20 protein-coding genes and 1 tRNA gene are annotated in these 21,806 nt (G+C 36.3%); 15 read left to right on the top strand and 6 right to left on the bottom strand.

Translation table 11 applies throughout. The features are described from left to right. Nucleotides 1–2: 2 nt before the first annotated feature. The 11 genes from BQ7997_RS10455 (at nucleotide 3) to BQ7997_RS10410 (ending at nucleotide 9,933) form a co-directional block, all read left to right on the top strand. Nucleotides 3–2,306 carry a tail fiber domain-containing protein gene (locus tag BQ7997_RS10455; protein ID WP_073346055.1) on the top strand — a complete coding sequence of 768 codons (2,304 nt, stop codon included), beginning with the start codon at nucleotides 3–5 and terminating at the stop codon, nucleotides 2,304–2,306. A 6-nt stretch (nucleotides 2,307–2,312) separates the two neighbouring features. Next, nucleotides 2,313–3,461, top strand: coding sequence for a hypothetical protein (locus BQ7997_RS10450; protein ID WP_073346053.1), 1,149 nt, complete (start codon nucleotides 2,313–2,315; stop codon nucleotides 3,459–3,461). Next, the gene (locus tag BQ7997_RS10445; protein ID WP_073346052.1) at nucleotides 3,461–3,703 is read left to right on the top strand and encodes a hypothetical protein; all 243 of its coding nucleotides are present in this window, start codon (nucleotides 3,461–3,463) and stop codon (nucleotides 3,701–3,703) included. Before BQ7997_RS10450 ends, BQ7997_RS10445 begins: the two co-directional genes overlap by 1 nt. Nucleotides 3,704–3,850: 147 nt before the next feature. Next, entirely contained in the window at nucleotides 3,851–4,324 is a 474-nt protein-coding gene (locus BQ7997_RS10440; RefSeq protein WP_073346050.1) for a hypothetical protein, read from the top strand. Between the two features lie 2 nt (nucleotides 4,325–4,326). Continuing rightward, the gene (locus BQ7997_RS10435) at nucleotides 4,327–4,725 is read left to right on the top strand and encodes a hypothetical protein (protein WP_073346049.1); all 399 of its coding nucleotides are present in this window, start codon (nucleotides 4,327–4,329) and stop codon (nucleotides 4,723–4,725) included. Between the two features lie 1,890 nt (nucleotides 4,726–6,615). Further along, nucleotides 6,616–7,209, top strand: a complete 594-nt coding sequence (locus BQ7997_RS10430) for an HNH endonuclease (protein ID WP_073346047.1) — start codon at nucleotides 6,616–6,618, stop codon at nucleotides 7,207–7,209. A gap of 2 nt (nucleotides 7,210–7,211) precedes the next feature. Continuing rightward, nucleotides 7,212–7,379: a hypothetical protein gene (locus BQ7997_RS25485; RefSeq protein ID WP_159436756.1), complete on the top strand. Its 168-nt coding sequence runs from the start codon at nucleotides 7,212–7,214 to the stop codon at nucleotides 7,377–7,379. A 17-nt stretch (nucleotides 7,380–7,396) separates the two neighbouring features. Further along, nucleotides 7,397–7,756, top strand: coding sequence for a helix-turn-helix domain-containing protein (locus tag BQ7997_RS10425; RefSeq protein WP_073346046.1), 360 nt, complete (start codon nucleotides 7,397–7,399; stop codon nucleotides 7,754–7,756). Nucleotides 7,757–8,356: 600 nt separating this feature from the next. Beyond that, nucleotides 8,357–8,635, top strand: coding sequence for a hypothetical protein (locus BQ7997_RS10420; protein WP_073346044.1), 279 nt, complete (start codon nucleotides 8,357–8,359; stop codon nucleotides 8,633–8,635). A gap of 466 nt (nucleotides 8,636–9,101) precedes the next feature. Then, nucleotides 9,102–9,174, top strand: a tRNA-Met gene (locus BQ7997_RS10415). A gap of 300 nt (nucleotides 9,175–9,474) precedes the next feature. After that, a complete protein-coding gene (locus BQ7997_RS10410) occupies nucleotides 9,475–9,933 on the top strand; it encodes a hypothetical protein (protein ID WP_073346043.1) in 459 nt (152 codons plus the stop codon). Nucleotides 9,934–10,170: 237 nt separating this feature from the next. Here BQ7997_RS10410 and BQ7997_RS10405 read toward each other — a convergent pair whose 3' ends face one another. From BQ7997_RS10405 to BQ7997_RS10395, 3 genes are all read right to left on the bottom strand, one after another. Continuing rightward, entirely contained in the window at nucleotides 10,171–10,578 is a 408-nt protein-coding gene (locus BQ7997_RS10405; RefSeq protein WP_139260897.1) for a hypothetical protein, read from the bottom strand. A 12-nt stretch (nucleotides 10,579–10,590) separates the two neighbouring features. Continuing rightward, nucleotides 10,591–10,920, bottom strand: a complete 330-nt coding sequence (locus BQ7997_RS10400; RefSeq protein ID WP_139260896.1) for a hypothetical protein — start codon at nucleotides 10,918–10,920, stop codon at nucleotides 10,591–10,593. Nucleotides 10,921–11,210: 290 nt separating this feature from the next. After that, nucleotides 11,211–12,971: a recombinase family protein gene (locus tag BQ7997_RS10395; protein WP_073346039.1), complete on the bottom strand. Its 1,761-nt coding sequence runs from the start codon at nucleotides 12,969–12,971 to the stop codon at nucleotides 11,211–11,213. A 112-nt stretch (nucleotides 12,972–13,083) separates the two neighbouring features. Between BQ7997_RS10395 and BQ7997_RS10390 the strand changes: the two genes are divergently transcribed. From BQ7997_RS10390 to BQ7997_RS10375, 4 genes are all read left to right on the top strand, one after another. Continuing rightward, nucleotides 13,084–13,413, top strand: a complete 330-nt coding sequence (locus tag BQ7997_RS10390; RefSeq protein ID WP_073346037.1) for a PadR family transcriptional regulator — start codon at nucleotides 13,084–13,086, stop codon at nucleotides 13,411–13,413. 20 nt (nucleotides 13,414–13,433) lie between these two features. Then, nucleotides 13,434–14,531, top strand: coding sequence for a PspC domain-containing protein (locus BQ7997_RS10385; RefSeq protein WP_073346036.1), 1,098 nt, complete (start codon nucleotides 13,434–13,436; stop codon nucleotides 14,529–14,531). 154 nt (nucleotides 14,532–14,685) lie between these two features. Next, nucleotides 14,686–15,684: an MBL fold metallo-hydrolase gene (locus tag BQ7997_RS10380; RefSeq protein ID WP_022139285.1), complete on the top strand. Its 999-nt coding sequence runs from the start codon at nucleotides 14,686–14,688 to the stop codon at nucleotides 15,682–15,684. A 22-nt stretch (nucleotides 15,685–15,706) separates the two neighbouring features. Then, nucleotides 15,707–16,213, top strand: a complete 507-nt coding sequence (locus BQ7997_RS10375) for a flavin reductase family protein (RefSeq protein WP_022139286.1) — start codon at nucleotides 15,707–15,709, stop codon at nucleotides 16,211–16,213. 147 nt (nucleotides 16,214–16,360) lie between these two features. Here the strand turns inward: BQ7997_RS10375 and BQ7997_RS10365 are convergent, their stop codons facing one another. The 3 genes from BQ7997_RS10365 to yidC form a co-directional block, all read right to left on the bottom strand. Beyond that, nucleotides 16,361–18,463, bottom strand: a complete 2,103-nt coding sequence (locus tag BQ7997_RS10365; protein WP_073346034.1) for a dipeptidyl-peptidase Dpp5 — start codon at nucleotides 18,461–18,463, stop codon at nucleotides 16,361–16,363. A gap of 48 nt (nucleotides 18,464–18,511) precedes the next feature. Beyond that, nucleotides 18,512–19,843, bottom strand: coding sequence for a multidrug efflux MATE transporter BexA (bexA, locus tag BQ7997_RS10360; protein WP_073346539.1), 1,332 nt, complete (start codon nucleotides 19,841–19,843; stop codon nucleotides 18,512–18,514). An 83-nt stretch (nucleotides 19,844–19,926) separates the two neighbouring features. Then, entirely contained in the window at nucleotides 19,927–21,783 is a 1,857-nt protein-coding gene (yidC, locus tag BQ7997_RS10355) for a membrane protein insertase YidC (RefSeq protein ID WP_073346033.1), read from the bottom strand. Between the last annotated feature and the right edge of the window lie 23 nt (nucleotides 21,784–21,806).

Below are 21,806 nucleotides of genomic sequence, written 5' to 3'. Positions count from 1 at the left end.
AAATGGAAATAAAAACAAATTATATACCTCATAACTTTAGAAATAAGTATTTAAAGAATACAGGTGGCTACGCTTCGTCTTCTTCATCTAATGTAAGTACAGGGAATGGTCTGCCTTATACTCTTGATGAAAACGGAAACTATGTTGTTGAGAAACAGGTACTTTTTAAAAAATCGATAATAAGTAAAGAAGAGGTGGTGGCGTATGGAGAGGATAATGTTGATTATGTAGGTACTTACGCACCATTAAGCCATCCACACGGTATTGATGATATTACAGGGCTTCAAGAAATCCTAGACAATATTGAAGGTGGCACTGGTGGAGCAAGCATTGAAGTGATAGATAATCTTGATTCTGTTTCTTCAACTGCTGCATTATCAGCAAGACAGGGAAAGATTTTATCAGACTTAATAAGTGATAAAAGTAGTGTATCAAGTTGGAACGACATAAAAGATAAGCCTACCACATTTCCACCTTCAACACATAACCATACTGTAACGGAAATTACAGGATTACAAAGTCAATTGGATGGTAAGGCTAGTTCTTCTCACAGTCACGTTATTTCAGGTATCACGGGACTATCAACTGAATTGGGTAATAAGGCTAATGTGAATCATTCTCATTCTATATCGGGTATCACTAACTTACAAAATCAATTAGATTCAAAAGCTGCTAGTTCTCATACTCATTCAATTTCTGCGATAACAAATTTGACTGGTGAATTAAATAAAAAATCAAATACGGGACACACACATACTGTAAGTGACATTACCAATTTAAAAGAAGGATTGCCTTATACTGTTGATAGTGCAGGAAATTATGTGATTGATAAAAAGGTGATATTCAATGAAACAATTGTCAGTAAAGGCGAAGTGGTAGCTTACGGAGAGGACGATAAGAAGTATGTTGCCACTTATGCACCATTTACTCATTCACATACGGTTGATGATGTAACAGGGCTTCAAGAAATATTAGATAATATTGAAGGTGGTAGTGGTGGAACAATCGAGGTGATAGATAATCTTGATTCTGTTTCTTCGACTGCTGCATTATCAGCTAAACAGGGAAAAATTTTATCAGACTTAATAAGTGATAAGACAGTAACTTGGGACACATTACAGAATAAACCTGCCACATTTACACCTTCAGCGCATAGTCACGCTATTTCGGGTATTACAGGACTTCAGACACAACTAGATAGTAAAGCCGCTAGTAGTCATACACATACGATAGCTAATATATCGAATCTACAAAGTCAATTGGATAGTAAAGCTAGTGCAAGCCATACGCACGCAATATCAGCAGTAACTAATTTACAAGCTGAATTAAATAAGAAATCTGATACGGCACATACTCACGATAATAGGTACTATACTGAAACAGAGGTTAATAACTTACTTGCTGCTAAGGCTAGTAGTAGTCATACACATACGATAGCTAATGTAACAGGGCTTCAAGGACAGTTGGATGGTAAGTCAAATAACGGTCACACTCACGATGATAGGTACTACACAGAGACAGAGATAAATAGCTTGTTGAGTGGTAAAACCAACAACGGTCACACTCATACAATAGCTAATGTGACAGGACTTCAGGGACAGTTAGATTCAAAGGCAAGTAGTAGTCATACTCATACGATAGCGAATGTAACTAATTTACAAACTGAATTAAATAAGAAATCTGACACAGCACATACTCACGATAGTCGATATTACACAGAGACAGAGGTAAATAACTTACTTGCTACTAAGGCTAGCAGTAGCCATACTCACACAATAGCGAATATCACTAATTTACAGATTGAATTGAATAACAAATCAAATATAAATCATACTCACGCTATATCAGGTGTAACAGGCTTGCAGACACAACTAGACAGCAAAGTTAATACATCTTCTTTGTCTACTTTGAGTGTTAAAAATTCAGATACGGTTGATAATTTACACGCTGCTAGTTTTATGAGGTCTGATACAGATACAACGTGTTCAGGTACGATTACTTGTGCTAATTTAGTATCGACAGGTGAGGTGACAGCTTATTCAGATAGAAGGCTAAAAACAGATATTCAAGCATTGAATAACAGGGGATTATTGAATCCTGTTGTTTACACTAAAGATAATAAAAAGCAGATTGGATTCATAGCACAAGAGGTACAAGAAGTTTATCCTGAATTGATAACGGAAGATGTCAATGGCTATCTATCATTGAACTATCAACAACTAACAGCCGTATTGTCATCACAAATAAATGATTTATATTCAATTATAAATGAATTAAAATTAGAAATAAGTAAGTTAAAAAAATAATTAAAAATGAGTTTACCATACAAGAATTTGACTTTTGAAATTGTAGCGAAAGAACTAGGTGAGAAATCATTGAAACTAAGTGATTTATGTACGAGTAAGAATATAAATCTGTTCGCTTGGAGAAAGCCTTTCGCTTATGCTGCAAACAAAGTCGAAATGGATGATTATCAGGCGTGGCGAGGTAGGGCTTATGGCTTTCAATTGGCTCCTCAAATCAATAGACCTGAAAGTGGTGCGGAGTTAGCAGAAATGTCTTATAATCCGCCTAGTGGTGGTACGAGTGAGCCTTTCAGGTTAGGTGATTTTCGTGGCTACGACCACCACGCCAAAAGCCCAATTACATTAAGCATTACGACCGAATATGATGATGTAAGCCCGACCGTCTGCAAATTAACTTTCAATCAATTAGACGGACAACTAACACTATCAGAAATCTTTAATACACAGTCACTTTACCTTACTTTTATATATGTAAATGCAAACCGAATAAGGGTTATATCAGCAGATAAACCTATTAAAGATTTAGATAGGGTAGAACAGACCTTAGAGATACCATCTTCAAGTGGCGATACAGGTATTCAAACTGACTTATACGTTTGTATGACATTAAAACAGTTTACCGATTATAGAGATTTGAATGAATGGAGTAGTTTAGGTGGTTGTTTCCCACTCAATTTCCCTAACTATCATAATTATCATTCGTCATTCGTTGTGCAAGCTCCTAAGTACGAAGCTATTAAGTTTACAAGTTCGACAATGAGGTATGTACATCATAATAACAACGGGGCAATTTGGTTGAATAATCCTGTTATCACATACGCCAAAGAAAATGTAAATCAAGCTTCTGTAACGTTCAATGCTGATGAGTATTATTTGGAATATGAGCTATCAGGACATCAATTTATTGGCCTTGATAATAAGCGACAAAATCAATTGATTGTCAATGATTTGGAAGGCACATATACCACAACATCTTACGAAGAAACAATTGAATTTGATAAGAAGATTTATATCAAATTTGATGAGTACGCTTATGATAAAAACACTAACTTATTGAAAGATAAAGTAAGTTGTAGAATTTATAGAAAGAAAGATTATAAGCTGATGGCGTATTATGAAATAGATTTTAATAACCTTGAAAAATCACGATTATAATGAAACTAACGATAAAAGAAATTGTAACATTATCAACTGCTGTATTTGCTATTGTGGCAGGATTCGGATTGACGATAGCAGGATTCGTTGTACCGCCTTTGGGAGCTATTAGTGATTCTGTTTTGTGGGTTCTTGGACAGAGTTTAGTGTATGCGGGTAGCATATTCGGAATCTCAACACATTATTCATCTGAAGTAAAGAAGTTCAAAGATGAAATAAAAAACGAAATAAATAACAAATAAAAATAAAGAAGCGTGCTATTTTTTATAGTGCGCTTTTCTTTTTATATCAATTACAAATATTGAATTTAAATTAAAAATAGTATTTGATTTACTTGCTTTTTTGAAATTAATTTCTGTAATTTGCGATTGTATTTAAAATAAAACGTTATGCCTAGAAGTAGAGTTATTAAAGACGAAAATGAATATCGTGCAAACGAGATATTTGGGTATCTCGAAAAGTTGGAATATGGTTTTGCTTTAGTAAAAGGAGAGCTTCATTTCAAGCTTTATGATGATATTCTTCCATTGTTAGAAAAAAAGATGTCAACGGTGAAGAATAGTGATGTAAAAGAGCTGTTTGAAGACTTTAAGAATCATTTTGAACGCTATAGAGGGGCTAAAGAGGGCACAGTGGTAGATATTCCTAAAGAGTTTCAAACTCCAATTTCAAAAACAATTTTTTATTTGAAAAATAGGGATTTTAATTCAGCATTAAAGCAATCTGAACGATTCTCAACAGGTGACTTTGAAGATATTATTGTTCCGCAAGTAGAAGCACTTTTGAAGGAAAGCGGCAATGAATTATCGGCTCGTCTGTTTGATGTGATTAAGTGGCAAATTTTAGAAAACAATAATCAATAATTATGGCAACAGCAGGTAGAAAAGCACTATCCGAACAGGATAAGCTAACAGAAATTACTAAGCACGAAGAGAGCTATTTAGCTTCAATTTCAGATACAAAAAAGTCAAAATGGGCTTCATTATCAGTTGAAGACAAATACAAAAGAATCGTATTCTATAAGCGAAAACTGAAAGAAAAACGTACCCTTGTTCCTCTTTTTGAGGATATTAAAGCAGGACTAAAAAACTACGTAGAAACAGTTGCTCTTCAATCATATAAGGTTGAATTACAAGAAATTATTAAATTGATTGATAAGAAGATTGAAAACAATAAAGAAGCTGATAAAAAACTAGCTGAAATTGAGAAAAAGAAAAAAGAATTGGAAGAACAAGAAAAAGAAATAAAATCAAAACAAAAATAAATAATTTAGGGTATCAATGATTGATACCCTTTTTTGATTAGTTATCCCACTCAATTTACCCCTTGCACAACTTAATAGACCCTTTCAATTAAAATGTTGAATTGCATAACTTTCAAATACTTTGCAAAAATAGACTGTTTATCAATATATTACAAACTCGTATAATAATTTTTTTTAGTTTTTATAAAGTATTAAAAAAAATGGCAGTAACTTGAATTACTGCCACTTAAGTATAACCTTTTCACAAAGACTAGGGACTTGTCATTAGATTTATTTTACATCAAATTCAGTACAAATAGTAATGAATCAGTTCTCCTTTCACAAAGAGATAATAGCTTATTTTGATTTTAAGTTAATGCGTGACAAAGATAAGTTATTTTGATAGTTCAGCAATTTTTTATTTGGATTTATTTAATAAAAAAGTTGTTTTTTAAATAAAAAAAATGTACATTTGGGTAAACTTTTGAAAAGTATCTGATATTTATATATAAAAGGAAAACAATCTACTACGAGATTGTATCATTCTAGTAACAATTTAGGCGATGTACGGCTAGAATAGACATCGGGTAATGAGATTCTAAATAAGAATTGAGTTGATAAGTTGAAAGCCAAACCCCGATATTTCCGAAAAATTGTTTAATGAATAAAAGTCAGTTATTCAGTTGTAGTTTGAGGAAACTGAATATTTATATGCCCTAAGCAAGCATATATCTGGTAATGGAAGACTCACTGACAAGAATAGTTAAACTAAGGCAGCAATAGGAATCAAAAACGATTTCTATTTTTAAAAAACTTATTTCCCACGGAAGGGATAACTGCGACTTGACCGTAGGAAACAAGATTTAGAAATTTTATTTAAAAGATAAAATAAAAAATAGAAAAACAATATTTGAAATAACATTTAAAGTATTATTTGAATTTATATTTAAAATAAAAATAAAATGATATTTAAAATAAAAAGTAACATTTGAATAATATTTCAAAACTCCATTTCATTACGTTTCTCAATATTTCTTTTAAACAAAATTTCAAAATAGCTAAAAGCTTCATATTTGAACAGATATGGAGTTATATAAAGCAGTAAATTATATCCAATTGTAAGCAATTTGATAAGGGGATTCAGCTACGCTATTGTTTAAAATGTTACTTCAAGCGGAGTGGCTAACGCTGTTCTTTCTTTTTCAATTTTTCAATTGAGATAATGAATAAAATAAGAATTTGCTAACGCTATTATTCCAATCGGAGTGGCTAACGCTGTTCTTTCTTTTTTAATTTTTCAATTGAAGTAATTAATAAAATGGTACTGCTGACGCTAATACTACAAATGGAGTGGCTGACGCTATGTTTTTCTTTCAATTTTATTCTTTTTGAAATAAAAAATATCTTCCAATTGGAGTAAATTGATAATAAGAGCAAGCTACGCTAGTGATAAAATATGGTACTGCTAACGCTATTACTTCAATCGGAGTGGCTGACGCTATTTCTTTTTTTAATTTTTTTCAATTGAAGTAATTAATAAAAATGAGAAAAGCTAACGCTATGATTTCAAGTGGTACTGCTAACGCTATGATTCTTTTTTATTTTTTGATTGAAATAAAAAATATCTTTCAATTTGAATAAATTGATAATAAGAGCAAGCTACGCTAATAAAATTATCTTCCAACTGGAAGTTATTATAAAAATGGTACTGTTGCAAATAATATTAAATGTAGTCCAACGATTAGACTGACGTTGTTTTGCCCAGCCCATTTGAGCTTTTTTATTAGCTGACGCTGTTATCCAATCGGAAGACTAACGTGGTGTTGCCCAGCCCATTTGAGTATTAGCTTATAAATCGGGTACAGTAATTTAATAAGAGGTATATTGAAAAATACCTCAATTGTAAAACTAATGAAAATGATTAACTATGACAAACTTGAAAAAATAAGTGAGCCTTGCGAGAACTGGAAATATTTAATAGCTGAAGACAGAAAGAAGAATGAGGACTTTGTAGTCTCCAACTTCGGTAGAATTTATTCAACGAAATATAACAGGCTAGTGAAGTTATATCATAATAAGCATACAGGCTACGATTACTTCTTCATTAATGAATACAGAGATAAAGATTACGACACAATGAACGTTCATAGGGCAGTAGCTTTAACGTGGTTAGACATTCCAACAGATTTGAAGGATGATTATTATGTTGTTGACCATAAGAATGAGGTCAAAGCTGATAACAGAGTTACCAACCTTCAGTGGATTACACACCAAGAGAACGTGACAAGAGCGACAGCCCAAGAAAGAAAAGTAGAAAATTATAAAAAGACAGTTGAAATACGGAAACTTATTCAAGAAAAAGATGCTGAAATAGAACGACTTACAACAGAAAATAAAATCTTGAAGGAAAGGTTGTTAAAATACGAAGATAAGGTTGAAACAGCATTGGCACTAAATCAAATAGGTACTAAAAAGAAAAAGCTAGATTATAAACAATTTATTTAATTATGAAGGGAAAAGTAAGAGGAACTTATAGTGACAGTTTTTACTATGATGTGGTAGAAGGGATTTATAGTATTAATAAAAAGAATGAAGAGAGAGTGTATAAATACAATCATAGACTGAAAAAGAAAAGAAAAGCTCAAAGAAAGAAACAGGCTTCCAATAATGTTTAATTTAATGAAAAATGAATATGAAAGAAAATGATTTTGAAAATTATGTGATGGTGAATCCATACTTATTTAGTTTGTTGAATCCTAATGAATTTGTTGTATTTGCGGAAATAATACGGTTATGCAATATCAACAGGAATTTTGCATCATTGAAGTACTTTAAAGAGAGATTGAATATTTCAATTGGTACAATCAGAAAATCAATTGAAAAACTAATCAAATTGAAATTAATATCGAGATACCAAGATTATAATGTTGGTTGTCATTGTTATAGTTTGAATCTTGAAGTGATTGCAGACATATACGATAAACTTAATTCATTTGATACAATTGAAGAAAGACATTCATTTTGTCAAAAATATATTGGTGAATGTGCTTAAATGGTAGCAATTTCCCAATTACTACCATTTCTAAAAATAAACACGTTGTTATCTGAATTTTAGAGAAAAGTGTTAGAATATTAATAATACATTAACAACTGAATTTGTGACAAAGATAAATCATTTTGATAATTTATGCAAATAACTTATCTTTGCGAAGTATTTAGGGATAAACGAGATTTTGAGTTTTTGAAATCTGTTTTGGGATGCAAATTAATGCATCCCTTTTTTATATATAATAATGTACCCGTACCTATTAATATAGTTTTCCACATAAAAATATTATCCATATATCCAAATATAATTAACGTTTATTAATATAAGAAATTTGTATTATATTGAAATTATCTGTATCTTTGCATTGTATTTAAGAGATACACTACTTAATCAGAATCAAAATTAAAATCAATTAAAAAAACAGACGGAAAATAATATTGACTTCAAGCAATTGAAGCCAGTTTCGTGTGTGTTGGTTTTAGTGTTGATTCTTTTTTTGTGTCTTTTTGAATGCAAGTTAAGTTAATTTGTATAATTCTGTATTTGTGATAGCTCTTAACTCATACAGAATATCAATAACGAGCTAAAAATGAAATAAAAAAAATGAATACATTAAAAGATGAATTGGATTATTTAAAGGGTATATTCAAGTACTTAACAATTGATTATGATGGTGGACGTGAAGTTAAAATCAGTGCACAGCCAGGTATTAATTTTAGGCGTACATATTATTGTGCGACAAACAAACAATTGGATTATATTATGAGTTTGGCTAAAACTAAATTGTATAAAAGTAAACTGCAAAAATATTATAGTAAGCAGTGTATTTCAAGCCTGATTGACTTGTGTAAGAGATTTAATGTAAATTTGATTTTGGAATAAAAATATTCCTCAAAATGATAACTTTTTTGAATTCAATAGATATTTATAATTAAATAGAAAAATAATTTTATTCAAAAAGTTGTTTTTCAAAAATAAAAAATATACATTTGGATTGTAAGTTAAGATATGTATTAAATACCTCTTTCAAGAGGTAATTACAATGAAGGTCGCTGGTTCGATTCTAGCTTTTGAAGCAACAAACTATGTATTATATACCTATTTTATAGGTAATTACAATCAAGAAGGTGGAGCGTTACCACCATCCGTAACAAAACTATGTATTAAATACCTCTGCGGTAATTACAATTAAGTTGGAGACAGGTATAACATTACCCTTATTCACAACAAATAATCTATGTATTAAATACCTATTTTAATAGGTAATTACAATGAAGATACTTGGAGCGTTACCAAGATTCTCAACAAATAACTAATGTATTAAATACCTCTTCCAAGAGGTAATTATTGCGGGATGGAGAAGTGGTTATCTCGTCAGTCTCATAAACTGAAGGCCGTGCGTTCGAGCCGCACTCTCGCAACGATAAATATCAATCTTATGTGAGTTATTTTGATAACTTAACTGATATTTCTCTTGTTAAATATTTTGTTCTTTAATTTATTATTTATGATTGATGTGCTGTTGTGATAACAGCACATTTTTTTATTCATTTTTCTATCACTTTTTGATTTATACAGATATTTATAAATAAAAGAAAGAAAATGAAATACTATACTTTTATTTTGATTCTTATTTGTATTGTACTTTTGATTAAAACATATAATACGAATAAATTAATTCAAATTATAAATAAAAATAAAATTGAAAATGTGACAAGAAAATGACAAGCAAAGAACAAATTGAAAAACAAGAACAGAAAGATAGAGAAGAAGTTATCAAGCTATTTAATACTATTTTTAAAGATGTACAATATACAGAGTTACCAATATCAGCTACCACTGATATAACCGTGACTGCTGTCACAACAGGGCACTGTACAGGATTATACAACATAGAAATAAAAGAAAGAAATGTTCCTTTTAATAAATACCAAGATTGTTTCCTTGAAGTGATGAAACACGATAGCCTTAAATCTACATTTACAGACCATAGACCGCTTTATATAGCTCTTTATCCTTCGGATAGAACAGCCTGTGTCTGGAGCTTCAAATTTATTGATATGTCGGAGATTAAACAAGAGAAAAGATGGATGAACAAGTCTACGTTCTGTGATACAGAGAAAGTTCTGAAAGACGTGTATTTGCTACCATTAAGCGAAGCAAAACAATATAAATACTAATTTTTCTGTCATTACATAATATATTTTTTTAAGATAAATCCCCCTGTCTTCACAGATAAGGGGATTCGCTTTTTTGTGCAAGTGTGTTTTTCAATTATAATTGGACGTTTACTTCATAGAAAAGTATGTAAAAATATTAGTTAATTATGAAAACTTTAGATGTTCTGTCGTGTAATAACTATTTAACTCAATGTCGCTTTGTTTGTTTGTAGTGATACAAATAATACAAAAAGGATATTATTTTACACGTTTATATTTCGTTGTAATTGGGGTCCCAGTAATCGGATTTTTGCTTTTTGCGGTGAAATTCTTATCAGTAATTTCAGTTATTTCAGCTTCAAAGGATAAACCAAACTCTGATTTGAATTTGAAAATGTTGCCTTCCATTTGCCATTTACCGCTATCAGAACCATTGTCATTACCGTTCCAATAAGTTCCGTCTTCATTAATCTTGAAGATTGAGGTAAATTCATCTTCATCGTAACCTGTACTGCTTTCGATTACTTGCCACCAACCGATAATCATTTCAGCATAGTTCTTGTCTCCGTCATCGTCTTTTGTTTCATCATCATCTGACGAACAACTAACGAATAGACTAACACTAAACAACATTGCTAATAAAGCAAATAAATTAATTTTTTTCATCTCATAAAAATTTTAATGGTTAATAATTATTTTATTTAAAAAGAATTTTAATTTAATTTTAAATTGTGATTTATTTAAATCAAAAATAGAATGCTCTCTATTCTGTAAATTAACCGAATGTAATTGATTGTTTTTTGTGAGGATATATAGATTCCTTTCGTCTATTGATAGACCGTATATGCTAGCAATAGAAAGCTGTTCTAGTTCTTCATAGAAGTACACGTAATCAAAATCAACGTCTAAATTTATTTTTAGACATATCAATTGAAGTTGTTCCAAGTTTTCAAGATAGCTCTGTCTTGAAATTGATTGTGCGATTTTTAATGCTTCTCTAGTATTCATATACTCATTGATATTGTCGCACAAAAAAAGTGCGGAACTATACTGACACGGATAGGAGGGTACTAGCAATAACCACGAACCACAGTGTAAGCAAGTCCGCACCCATATCGCATACAGTTAAGTATATACAATGAGTACGAACGCTTAACACGCTGCGGTTCTGATAGTTCAAATTGCTAGTTTTACCTATCCGCATTGTTAAACGCCTATTAACGTGTACTTGATTTCTCCCAAGTACACGGCAAATATAGTGATTTTCTGTTACATATATAATAAAAAAGCCCGAATAATTATTCGGGCTGCTCTGTTTGCTGATTTCTTTTGAGTTGTTCTTGTTTGATTCTATATAATTCTCTAGCTCTTGCATTTCTCTTTTCTTTATTTTTGTCTCTTTGTTCTTTTGCTTTGACTGCATTGTAGTTGTCTTTATAATGCAATTCTTTGTTGAATACTAGTGTTCTTGAATATAGTGCATCTTCTGCCATTGCTTGATACCAGGAGTATGAGCATTTATATTCATCATCAATATACACATCAATCATTTTAGTTTCTTTATTGAATTTAGTATGATGATTGTATTGTTTTGCATACGATTTGTGACTAGTTGTACTTGCAATGAAAAAAGATTCATAGTCATAACGTTTGCATTTAATTTTGATAATCTTGTGTTGACTTATATCAGCATTGTATATTTTGATATATTCAATGTTGTTTCTAATAATTTCACGTCTAGTTGGTAAATCTGTAATGTTGTCGAGATTTCCTTTTACTGTTTCGTATGATGTTCTATATGCTTTTAAATCATTCAAGCCATTTATTTTTTCGTTTATTGTTTTGATGTCGTTTTCAATATTTCTTCTTTCAGCTTTTATTTTATTATTCTCTGTTTCATATTCATCATCGCTAAGTGCGTCTATTTTATACATCTTATTATTTTTAGCTCTGTTTTTTTCATTTAATTCTAATAAGTGATTACAGTTTTCAATCTGTTTGTTAAGTTCTTCAATCTCACGTTCAATTCTAGCAACTTCACTAATCAAATTGGATGGATTAAATGATTCAATCTTTTTGGTGAATTCCCATACAATAGCATCAAGTAGATTTATTGATATAGATGGTGCGCTGCATTTATGTGGTAAGTTGTATGCGTCAGGGGATAGTTTGCCACGACACGTATATTGGTGTGTACCTTTGATTCCTGAATATCTATAACCACATAGATGACATTTAATCAATCCTGCACATAAATAGAAATTTTTAGTTTTTAAACCAATATTAGTGTTGTTCTTTCTGGCAATTTCACGGCTTAATTGAAACATTTCTTTTGATATTATTTGCGGGTATTTTACGCCACCCTCATTTAAACTTGCATACGAGTTGTTAGTTAGTATATTACGTACTTGATAACTTTTGTTTATTTTGAATCCTTTCAATCTTGCTTCTGCTGAGATTGTCTTTACGCTATGTCTTTCACTAACGTAAGAATTGAAGATAAATCTAACTTCTTCTGCTTCATCTTCTTTTATTTGAAAATATCCTTCTTCATCAACACAATATCCGAAAGGGTAGAAGCCACCTATATATTTACCTTTAGATTTTGATGCAGTCTTGCTTCTGCTAAATCTAGCCGTTTTATTTCTCATTTCTGATTCCGCCATTTGAGCAAATAGCGTGAATATGGTTTCAGATGCTTCGTTGATTGAACCATCAGCGTTTAATAGTGTAATCGATGGTTCTTGTATCTTTAATTGAATTTTCCGTGTTATTAGATAATCTAAGATTGAAAATAGAACTTTCTTTTTTCTTGCGATTCGGCTAATTTCCCAAGCATATACACAGTTGATTTCATTGTCAGCTTCAATAGCTTCTTTCATTCTATTAAGTCCTTGTCGTTCTTCTTCAGATAATTTGATACCTGACTCTTTCTCTTTAATTGGTATAATGTCACTATCCTTATATCCATCTCTAATCGCTTGGCTATAAATGATTTTTTCCTGTTCATCATACTCCTGCCTGTCGGTTGATACTCTAACTAATAGTATTGCTTTCATATAGTTAATATTGGTTATATTATAGTTCTATGTAATACAAGGTACTATATTTTATTTGTATGTTTGTCCTCGTAATCATAACATTTGCAAATATAATAAATTCACGCATTATATGAAACATATAGAAAGTGTAAAATCCCAGATGAGAAAAGGCATGCTTGAATATTGCATCATGCTTTTGCTGCATAAGGAGCCTGCTTATGCTTCAGACATCATTCAGAAACTGAAAGAGGCTCAACTAATTGTGGTAGAGGGTACTTTATACCCTTTGCTGACACGTTTGAAGAATGATGATTTGTTGAGCTATGAATGGGTGGAATCCACGCAGGGGCCCCCCCGCAAATATTACAAACTCACAGAGAGAGGAGAAGCCTTCCTGGGAGAACTTGAAATCTCCTGGAAAGAATTGAACGAAACAGTGAACCATATTGCCAATAGATAATCCGAAAAGAAAAAATTAAAATGAAAAAGACATTGACCATCAATTTAGGAGGAACTGTCTATCATATAGATGATGATGCCTACCGTCTGTTAGACAATTACCTGTCTAATCTGAAGCATTACTTTCGTAAACAGGAAGGTGCGGAAGAAATCGTAAACGATATTGAAATGCGTATTGCCGAACTGTTTGCTGAAAAAATAGCTGAAGGAAAACAAGTCATAACTGTATCGGATGTGGAAGAAATTATAGCGCGTGTAGGTAAGCCGGAAGACTTCGGAATAACTGACGATGATACGGATTCACAGAAAAAGACGGAACAGTCCGCTTCCGGCAATCAGAGTTATGCACATACTGCCGCTCCGCGCCGTTGGTTTCGCGATCCGGACAATAAGTTACTGGGTGGTGTAGCATCAGGACTGGCGGCTTATTTTGATTGGGATATCACCCTGGTGCGTATCCTGATGATCATTCTGGTATTTGTCCCTTACTGTCCGATGATCATACTCTATATTATCGGATGGATTGTTATACCGGAAGCTCATACAGCGGCAGAAAAGCTGAGTATGCATGGAAAAGCGGTGACCATCGAAAATATTGGTAAAACGGTGACAGACGGCTTCGAACGGGTAGCGGACGGAGTCAATAACTATATGAATTCCGGAAAGCCCCGTACCTTTCTTCAGAAAGTAGGAGATGTGTTTGTTTCCATTGCTGCCGTCCTCTTTAAGATATTTCTGGTAGCTTTGGTGATTATCTGTTGCCCTGTATTGTTCGTATTGGCTGTCGTATTGGTAGCCCTGGTGTTCGCTGCTGTTGCGGTAGCGGTCAGTGGCGGGGCATTGCTTTACGAAATGCTGCCTGCCATCAATTGGATACCGGTTACTTCCGTATCTCCTATGATGACATTGCTTGGCACGATTGCCGGAGTCGCCCTGATTGGTATTCCATTGGGAGCTTTCCTTTATACTATTCTTCGCCAGTTATTCCATTGGTCACCGATGGGGACAGGCTTGAAATGGTCGTTGCTGATTCTATGGATATTGGGTGTTGTCATTATGGTAATTAACCTTTCAGCCCTCGGATGGCAACTGCCTTTATACGGCTTACACTGCTCTTAACTAACTCTTGTTCTATTAAAAAAGGATAATATTTATTCTTTTATAACTAAATGTACCCCGATAGTGTGTCCGGGGTACATTTTTTGTTTGTTCTTATTTATAGTAAATCGAGAATTTTTTATTAAGTTTGTAAAGACGTATTCAAGAAATAAAAATGGGTGAACATATATGTTTTAGGAGAAACGAACGTTTGGCTACCGTCAATCCTTATTGGAGAGGAAATCCGATGGTACGCGGACGCTTTTTTAACAGACAGCATCGCTTCCGTCCGGGGATGGGAAGTGTACTGAAATGGCGTCTTTCGCCCAATCCACAACGAAAAGAAAAGAAGACGGTGAAGTGGAATCCGAAAGTCTGCTATCTTCGTTCTCTGGACGCAGTGGTAGGGGACTCACTGGTATGGTTGGGACATAATTCCTTTTTTCTCCAATTGGCAGGCAAAAGAATCATGTTCGATCCTGTGTTCGGCAGCATCCCTTTTGTAAAGCGTCAGAGCGAATTTCCCGCTAATCCTGACATCTTTACAGGGATTGATTATCTGCTCGTCAGCCACGACCATTTCGACCATTTGGATAAACAAAGTATCGCCCGTCTCTTGAAGAACAATCCGCAAATGAAACTCTTCTGCGGACTGGGAACAGGAGAATTAATCCAGAACTGGTTTCCTGAAATGAAGATAATTGAAGCCGGCTGGTATCAGCAGATGGAAGACGAAGGACTCAAAATAACCTTCCTTCCGGCACAGCATTGGAGCAAACGTTCCGTGCGTGACGGCGGACAACGATTGTGGGGAGCATTTATGTTGCAAGGCGATGGCATCTCACTCTATTATAGCGGTGACACAGGATATTCCAGCCACTTCCGTGAAATCCCGGACTTGTTCGGTTCGCCGGATTATGCTTTACTGGGAATCGGTGCATACAAGCCCCGTTGGTTTATGCGTCCCAACCATATCTCGCCTTACGAATCCCTGACCGCTGCCGAAGAAATGCGCGCCGGGCTTACTATCCCGATGCATTATGGTACATTTGACTTGTCTGATGAACCTTTGCACGATCCCCCGAAAGTTTTTGCGGCAGAAGCGAAGAAAAGAAAGATCCCGGTAGAGATTCCTTACTTGGGAGAAATTGTAAAACTAAATAAGAAGAAATAACTATAAACGAACGAGTAAAGAGATGAAGAAATTAGAAATTAAAGACCTGAAAGAGAACTTTTTCGAAGCAATCGGAAAAGAATGGATGCTGGTTACAGCCGGCACCAAAGAGAAGTTCAATACAATGACAGCAAGTTGGGGCGGTATCGGTTGGTTGTGGAATAAGCCCGTAGCCTTTGTTTTTGTTCGCCCTGAACGCTATACATATGAATTTATAGAGAAGGGTGACTATCTGACGTTATCCTTCTTAGGAGAAGAAAATAAGAAAATTCATGCAGTCTGTGGCTCCAAGTCGGGACGGAATATAGATAAAGTCAAAGAAACCGGATTGAAACCTATATTTACGGAAGAGGGTAATGTATTGTTCGAGCAAGCCCGTCTGAGCCTGGAATGTAAGAAACTCTACGCCGATGGCATCAAACCGGAATGTTTTCTGGATAAGGAATCATTGGAAAAATGGTATGATAGTGCGCATGGCGGTTTTCATAAGATGTATATTGTAGAAATTAAAAATATATATTCGGAATAAATTTAGCGGATTTTTTATGAATGCAATGGAGAAGCCCCTGAACTCAAGAGATTGAGAACAGGGGCTTCTTTTAGTTTACTATGTTTTCGTTTACTACGCCTTAGTTTACTATGTTTTATTCTACTATGTAACTAATTTCTTGAAATCTTATTTGGATGGAGCTTTCTTTACCCATTTGTCCAGCCATTCAAAGAAAGTACGTTGCCACAACACTCCGTTTTGAGGTTTCAGTACCCAGTGGTTTTCATCCGGATAAATCAGCAGCTCGGCAGGAACCCCACGCATCACGGCAGCGTCAAAAGCAGCCATCGCTTGATTAGCCAGGATACGATAATCTTTTTCTCCATGGATGCAGAGAATCGGAGTATCCCATTTTTCTACGAAGAGGTGAGGGGAGTTGGCGAAAGTACGCTGTGCCACCGGATTTTGTTTTTCCCAGTATGCGCCACCCATATCCCAGTTGGCAAACCATTTCTCTTCAGTTTCCAGATATTGCATTTCCATATTGAAGATACCGTCATGGGCAATAAATGCCTTGAAGCGCTTGTCATGATGTCCGGCCAACCAATACACGGAGAACCCCCCGAAACTGGCACCTACACATCCCAAACGGTCATTATCTACATACGGCTCTTTCGCCATCTCGTCAATAGCCGTGAAGTAATCCTTCATACACTGCCCGCCGTAATCACCGCTGATCTGTTCGTTCCATTCCACACCGAATCCCGGCAGACCGCGACGGTTCGGAGCGACGATGATATAATCATTAGCCGCCATAATCTGGAAGTTCCAACGATAAGACCAGAACTGGCTTACTGGACTTTGAGGGCCACCCTCGCAGAACAACAGAGTAGGATATTTCTTATTCGGATCGAATTGAGGCGGATAGATCACCCACGTCAGCATCTCCTTACCATCTGTTGTCTTCATCCAGCGACCTTCCACTTTTCCCATCTCCAACTGGTCATAAATCTGCTTGTTTTCCTGTGTCAGTTGAGTGGCTGTTCCGTCCAGTGCCACTGTATAAATCTCATCACCCATACTCATGGAATGACGTTTGGCAATCAGCTTGTCACCGAAAAGAGCCACCCCTTCGTAGTCATACATTCCCGAAGTAACCGCCTTTACCGAATCATTAGCCAAATCAAGCGCATAAATCTGCGATTCTCCATGCCATACCCCAGTGAAATAGATCACCTTGGCATCTGCACCCCAAACAAAGGCATCCACATTCGATTCGAACGCCTTGCTGACAAAACGCTTTTCACCCGTTTCCAGATTCATGATAAACAGGCGGTTCAGATCAGCCTCGTAACCGTCACGCTCCATGCTCTGCCAGGCAATATACTTGCCGTCCGGTGAATATTGCGGATTGGTATCATATCCTTTATTTTCTTCAGTGATATTCTCCGTCTTCTTAGTATTCAGATCATAGATATAAATATCCGAATTGGTAGAAATCGCATACGCCAGTCCGGTCTTCTTGCGGCAAGTATAAGCTACTTTGTCCGAAGTCGTGTTCCAAGCGAGTTGCTCGATTCCGCCCCAGGGCTTCATCGGACTTTCATACGGCTCACCGTCCAGAATATCCACGATATTGGAAATACCGTTACCGTCAAAATCAGCAACGAAAGGATGCGGAGCAGTCGTTACCCATTCATCCCAATGCTTGTACATCAAGTCGGTGACGATGATGCCTGTAGCTTTAGGCAGATCCGGATATTTATCGGCTGTACTTTCTTTCGTTTTGACTTGTGAGATAAACAAGAGCTTCTTGCCGTCCGGTGAGACAGAATATCCTTCGATGTCACCGTCATAGTTGGTCAACTGCTTGCGTCCGCTACCATCGGGATTCATCTCATAAAGCTGGCTGCTCCCGTTGTCATTGCTTAGAAAAGCGAGCTTGGTACCCCCTTTGATCCATGTCACTTCATTCTCCTGATAGGGGGTACGGGTGATCTGCTGATTGTCGCTTTCGTCTGCGTTCATCACGAAGACTTCGCGGTTACTCTTGTTTTCCGGTACACTGTAATATGCCACCGTATACGCAATTTTCTTTCCGTCGGGCGATACCGCGAATCCGCCGATACGTCCCATGGCCCAAAGTGCTTCGGGAGTCATGCGCTTCCCTTCAATCTTAATATCCGATTTCTCGATAAGCACCTGAACCGTTTTGCCTGCTTCTTTGGTTCCGCCGCAGGCCGCTAACAACATTGCTGCCGACATCATAAATAAATTAGCTTGTCTCATATATTTTATAAAATGTTTATTTTCTTGCGAAGATAGTGAAAAAAGGATTTAAATCTTCTTTTTCTGCCAGTTTCCTTTCTTCATATATATGTAGCAGAATATCAATGTGAAAATACCATACACACACTCCGTTGTCCATGCAAATGCGATGTCCATCCGCAGATACAGGATAAAGTACATTGAGTAAGCGACATAAATGGTCAGTACGCAAAGTTCCATCGCCAGAGCTGTACGGGTGTTTCCCGTCCCTGATACCGACTGGAAATAAACATTGGCGGGAACTAGCACCAGATAAGCCGAACATAGCACCCAAAGAGAATGGACGGATGCTTCCCTTAATTCCGGAATGTCCGTATAGATACTCAGAACCAGGTCAGGGAAAAGACAGAAGAAAATCAATATCGGTATTACAAGCATATACCCGATACGGATATGCTGCCTGATAGTTCCTCGTACGCAATCCTGTTCGCCTGCGCCAATAAGGTTGCTGACCAGTGAACCGCAGGTAGAGGCGAAAGCCATCGCAATCATAAACGGAATTCCCGATACATTACGGATTATATTGGCGATTGCCAGCGACCGTTCTCCCAAGTGTTCCACGAAAAGGAAGAACATGAACCAGGTCGATAGGGAAACGAAGTTCTGAATCATCGTCCAAACGGAAATATTGAGAATCCGTTTCAACATCTGTACACGGAATTTTGGCAGGATATTCAATGCATACTTCTTGCAGTCAATCCGTTTCCATGTATAGATGATAAAGAAAATCACCGAAACCATTTCGGCTAACGAAGAACCGATGGCAGCACCGGCAATCCCCAGTTGCGGGAAACCGAATTTACCGAAGATTAGGATATAATTGAATACAACATTCGAGAGTACCATCACAATGGAGTTCAATGTCAGTGTTTTGGTCTGGGTGGTTCCTACGAAGAAAGCCCGGAACATAACGCCGACAAAAGAGAAGAAGAAACCGTAGACTCTCCAGTGTATATAGCTCTCGGCTGCATCGTAGATGTGCGGAGAAGATATGATATTCTTCAATATATGCGGTGAGAATACAATGGATAGGGTGAACAATATAGCTGCAACCACCAGTAAAAAATAGATGCCCTGATAGAAGATCAGACCTATCTCTTTGTAATTCCCTTCCCCGTTGCGACGGGCAATCAATATCTGGGCTCCGATGCTGAAACCGAAAGCCAGCATAAAGATAGCGAGGTAATATACACCTGCAATGGCAGATGCCCCCAGTTCAATTTCACCGACACGCCCGAGAAAAGCGGTGTCCGTCATACCTATCAGTTGCTCCATAATCAGACTGATCAGGATGGGATAGGCGATAGTCCATATTTGTTTATAAGTATATTTAGTCTTCATCATACTTTGTTTATTTAGAGAAAGAAAGCCGGGCAACCAAAATAGGATGTCCGGCTTTCTCAGAATATATAGGATTTTATTCCTTATTTCTTATTCTGTCTTTGCTGCTGCAATAGCTCCTGTTGCTTTTGCATCGCTTCTAAGCGTGCGGCAAATCCGGTCTTTTTCATTTGTTTCGGGTCTTTCTTTTTCGCTTCAAGGATAGCCAGCAATTTTGTTTCGTTAGTAGTTTTACGAAGCAGAATCATGGTACCTACACTAATCAACGTTGACACGAAATAATAATAGTTCAAACCTGACGGATAATCGTTCAAGACAAACAAGAACATAATCGGCATCAGATACATCATCCATTTCATGGCAGCCATTTGCGGTTGCGCGCCTGTATCCTGCATAGACATCGTGTACTTCGTGTTCAGGATATTGGTCACCGTCATCAGCAAACAGAATAAGCTGAGGTGATTACCCAGAAATGGAATATTGAATGGGAATGTAATGAACGCGTCATAAGTGGAAAGGTCGTCCGCCCACAAGAAACTCTGTTGGCGCAACTCGATAGCACTCGGCACGAACATAAACAAAGCCATCAGGATAGGGAACTGCAACAACATCGGCAGACAGCCGCCCATTGGGCTTACCCCGTATTGGCTGTAAAGCCCCATCACTTCCTGCTGCTTCTTCATCGCGTCTTCCTGCTTCGGATACTTCTTGTTGATTTCGTCGATTTTCGGTTTCAAAACGCGCATCTTGGCAGAAGACATATAAGTTTTCCAGGTAGCCGGATAAACCACAACTTTCACCATGATAGTCAGAATCAACAATACGATACCCATGCTCAAGCCCCAACCGGACAACCAGTCGAATACGTTGATCGTGATGAATTGATTAATCCAGCGAATCAACGGCCAACCCAGATATACCAGTCTGTGAAGTTCCCATTTCTCGGTACGACCCTTATCCAACGCCTTCAGCGTCTTGAAGTGGTTCGGACCGAAATAGAAATACATCTCTGTCGGTTCTTTGCCTGTCGGATCGAAGAATGTATTCATTTCAGCAGAGTAATCCTTGATATATCCGCTTCCTTGCTGTTCCATTCTCGATTTTACAGAGACCTTTTCGAAATCCTGTTCGGCGATAAATACAGAAGAGAAGAACTGGTTCTTGAAAGCCACCCAGTCAATGCGGCTTTCCAACTTCTTATCATCATCTTTAGCGGCCGACAAGTTATCTACATTTTCACCTGTCACCTTATAAGTCAGCTCAGACAAACGATTCTCGTAAGTGAATCCTTTTTCCAGTTGGCGGGCACGTTGCGACCAGTCAATGTCCACATATTTGGTGCTTGCCAGTTTGTCCGCCATACCTGTAGCCTTGATTTCAAAGTTCATCAAGTAGCTGTCCGGCTTCAGCGTATATATGAAGTCAATATAGCTTTCGCTGTTCGCAGCCAAACGCATGGTAACACTACTATCCGTCTTGTTCACTGCTTCAAAGAAATAATCCTTTGTCTGAATAGCACCTTCTTTATTGTAGAAGTTGAAATTCATCGAAGCATCATCACCGTCGAACAGCATGACCGGAGTCTTCTTATCCTGTGCCATGTAATCCTTCAGCATGGCTGAATATACACGTCCCCCCTTCGTTGTGAAAGTGATTTCTGCTACGTTATTCTGAATGCTGATTTTAGAGTCTGTTCCATGCATGGCATTGAAAAACAGGGCGGAAGAATCGGCTACCGATGTAGCAGTCTCTTGCTTGCTGTTAGCCAGTGCAGCTTCCGTTTTCGCCTTCAGCGCTTCTTCTTGCTGCTGTACCACGGCAATAGAATCGTAGTATCTCTTTTGTGCAGCTATCTGCTCCTCGCTGGGACGGCTCAGAAAACTGAATCCTACCAATAATATACCTATTAAAACGAGACCTGTGATGGTGTTTTTATCCATTCTTATTTTAATTACAAATTACT

This window comes from Bacteroides congonensis (assembly GCF_900130125.1).
GTDB classification, from domain to species: domain Bacteria; phylum Bacteroidota; class Bacteroidia; order Bacteroidales; family Bacteroidaceae; genus Bacteroides; species Bacteroides congonensis.
Note: the sequence above shows the minus strand (reverse complement) of the source record. Positions and strands in the feature narration are given on the sequence as shown.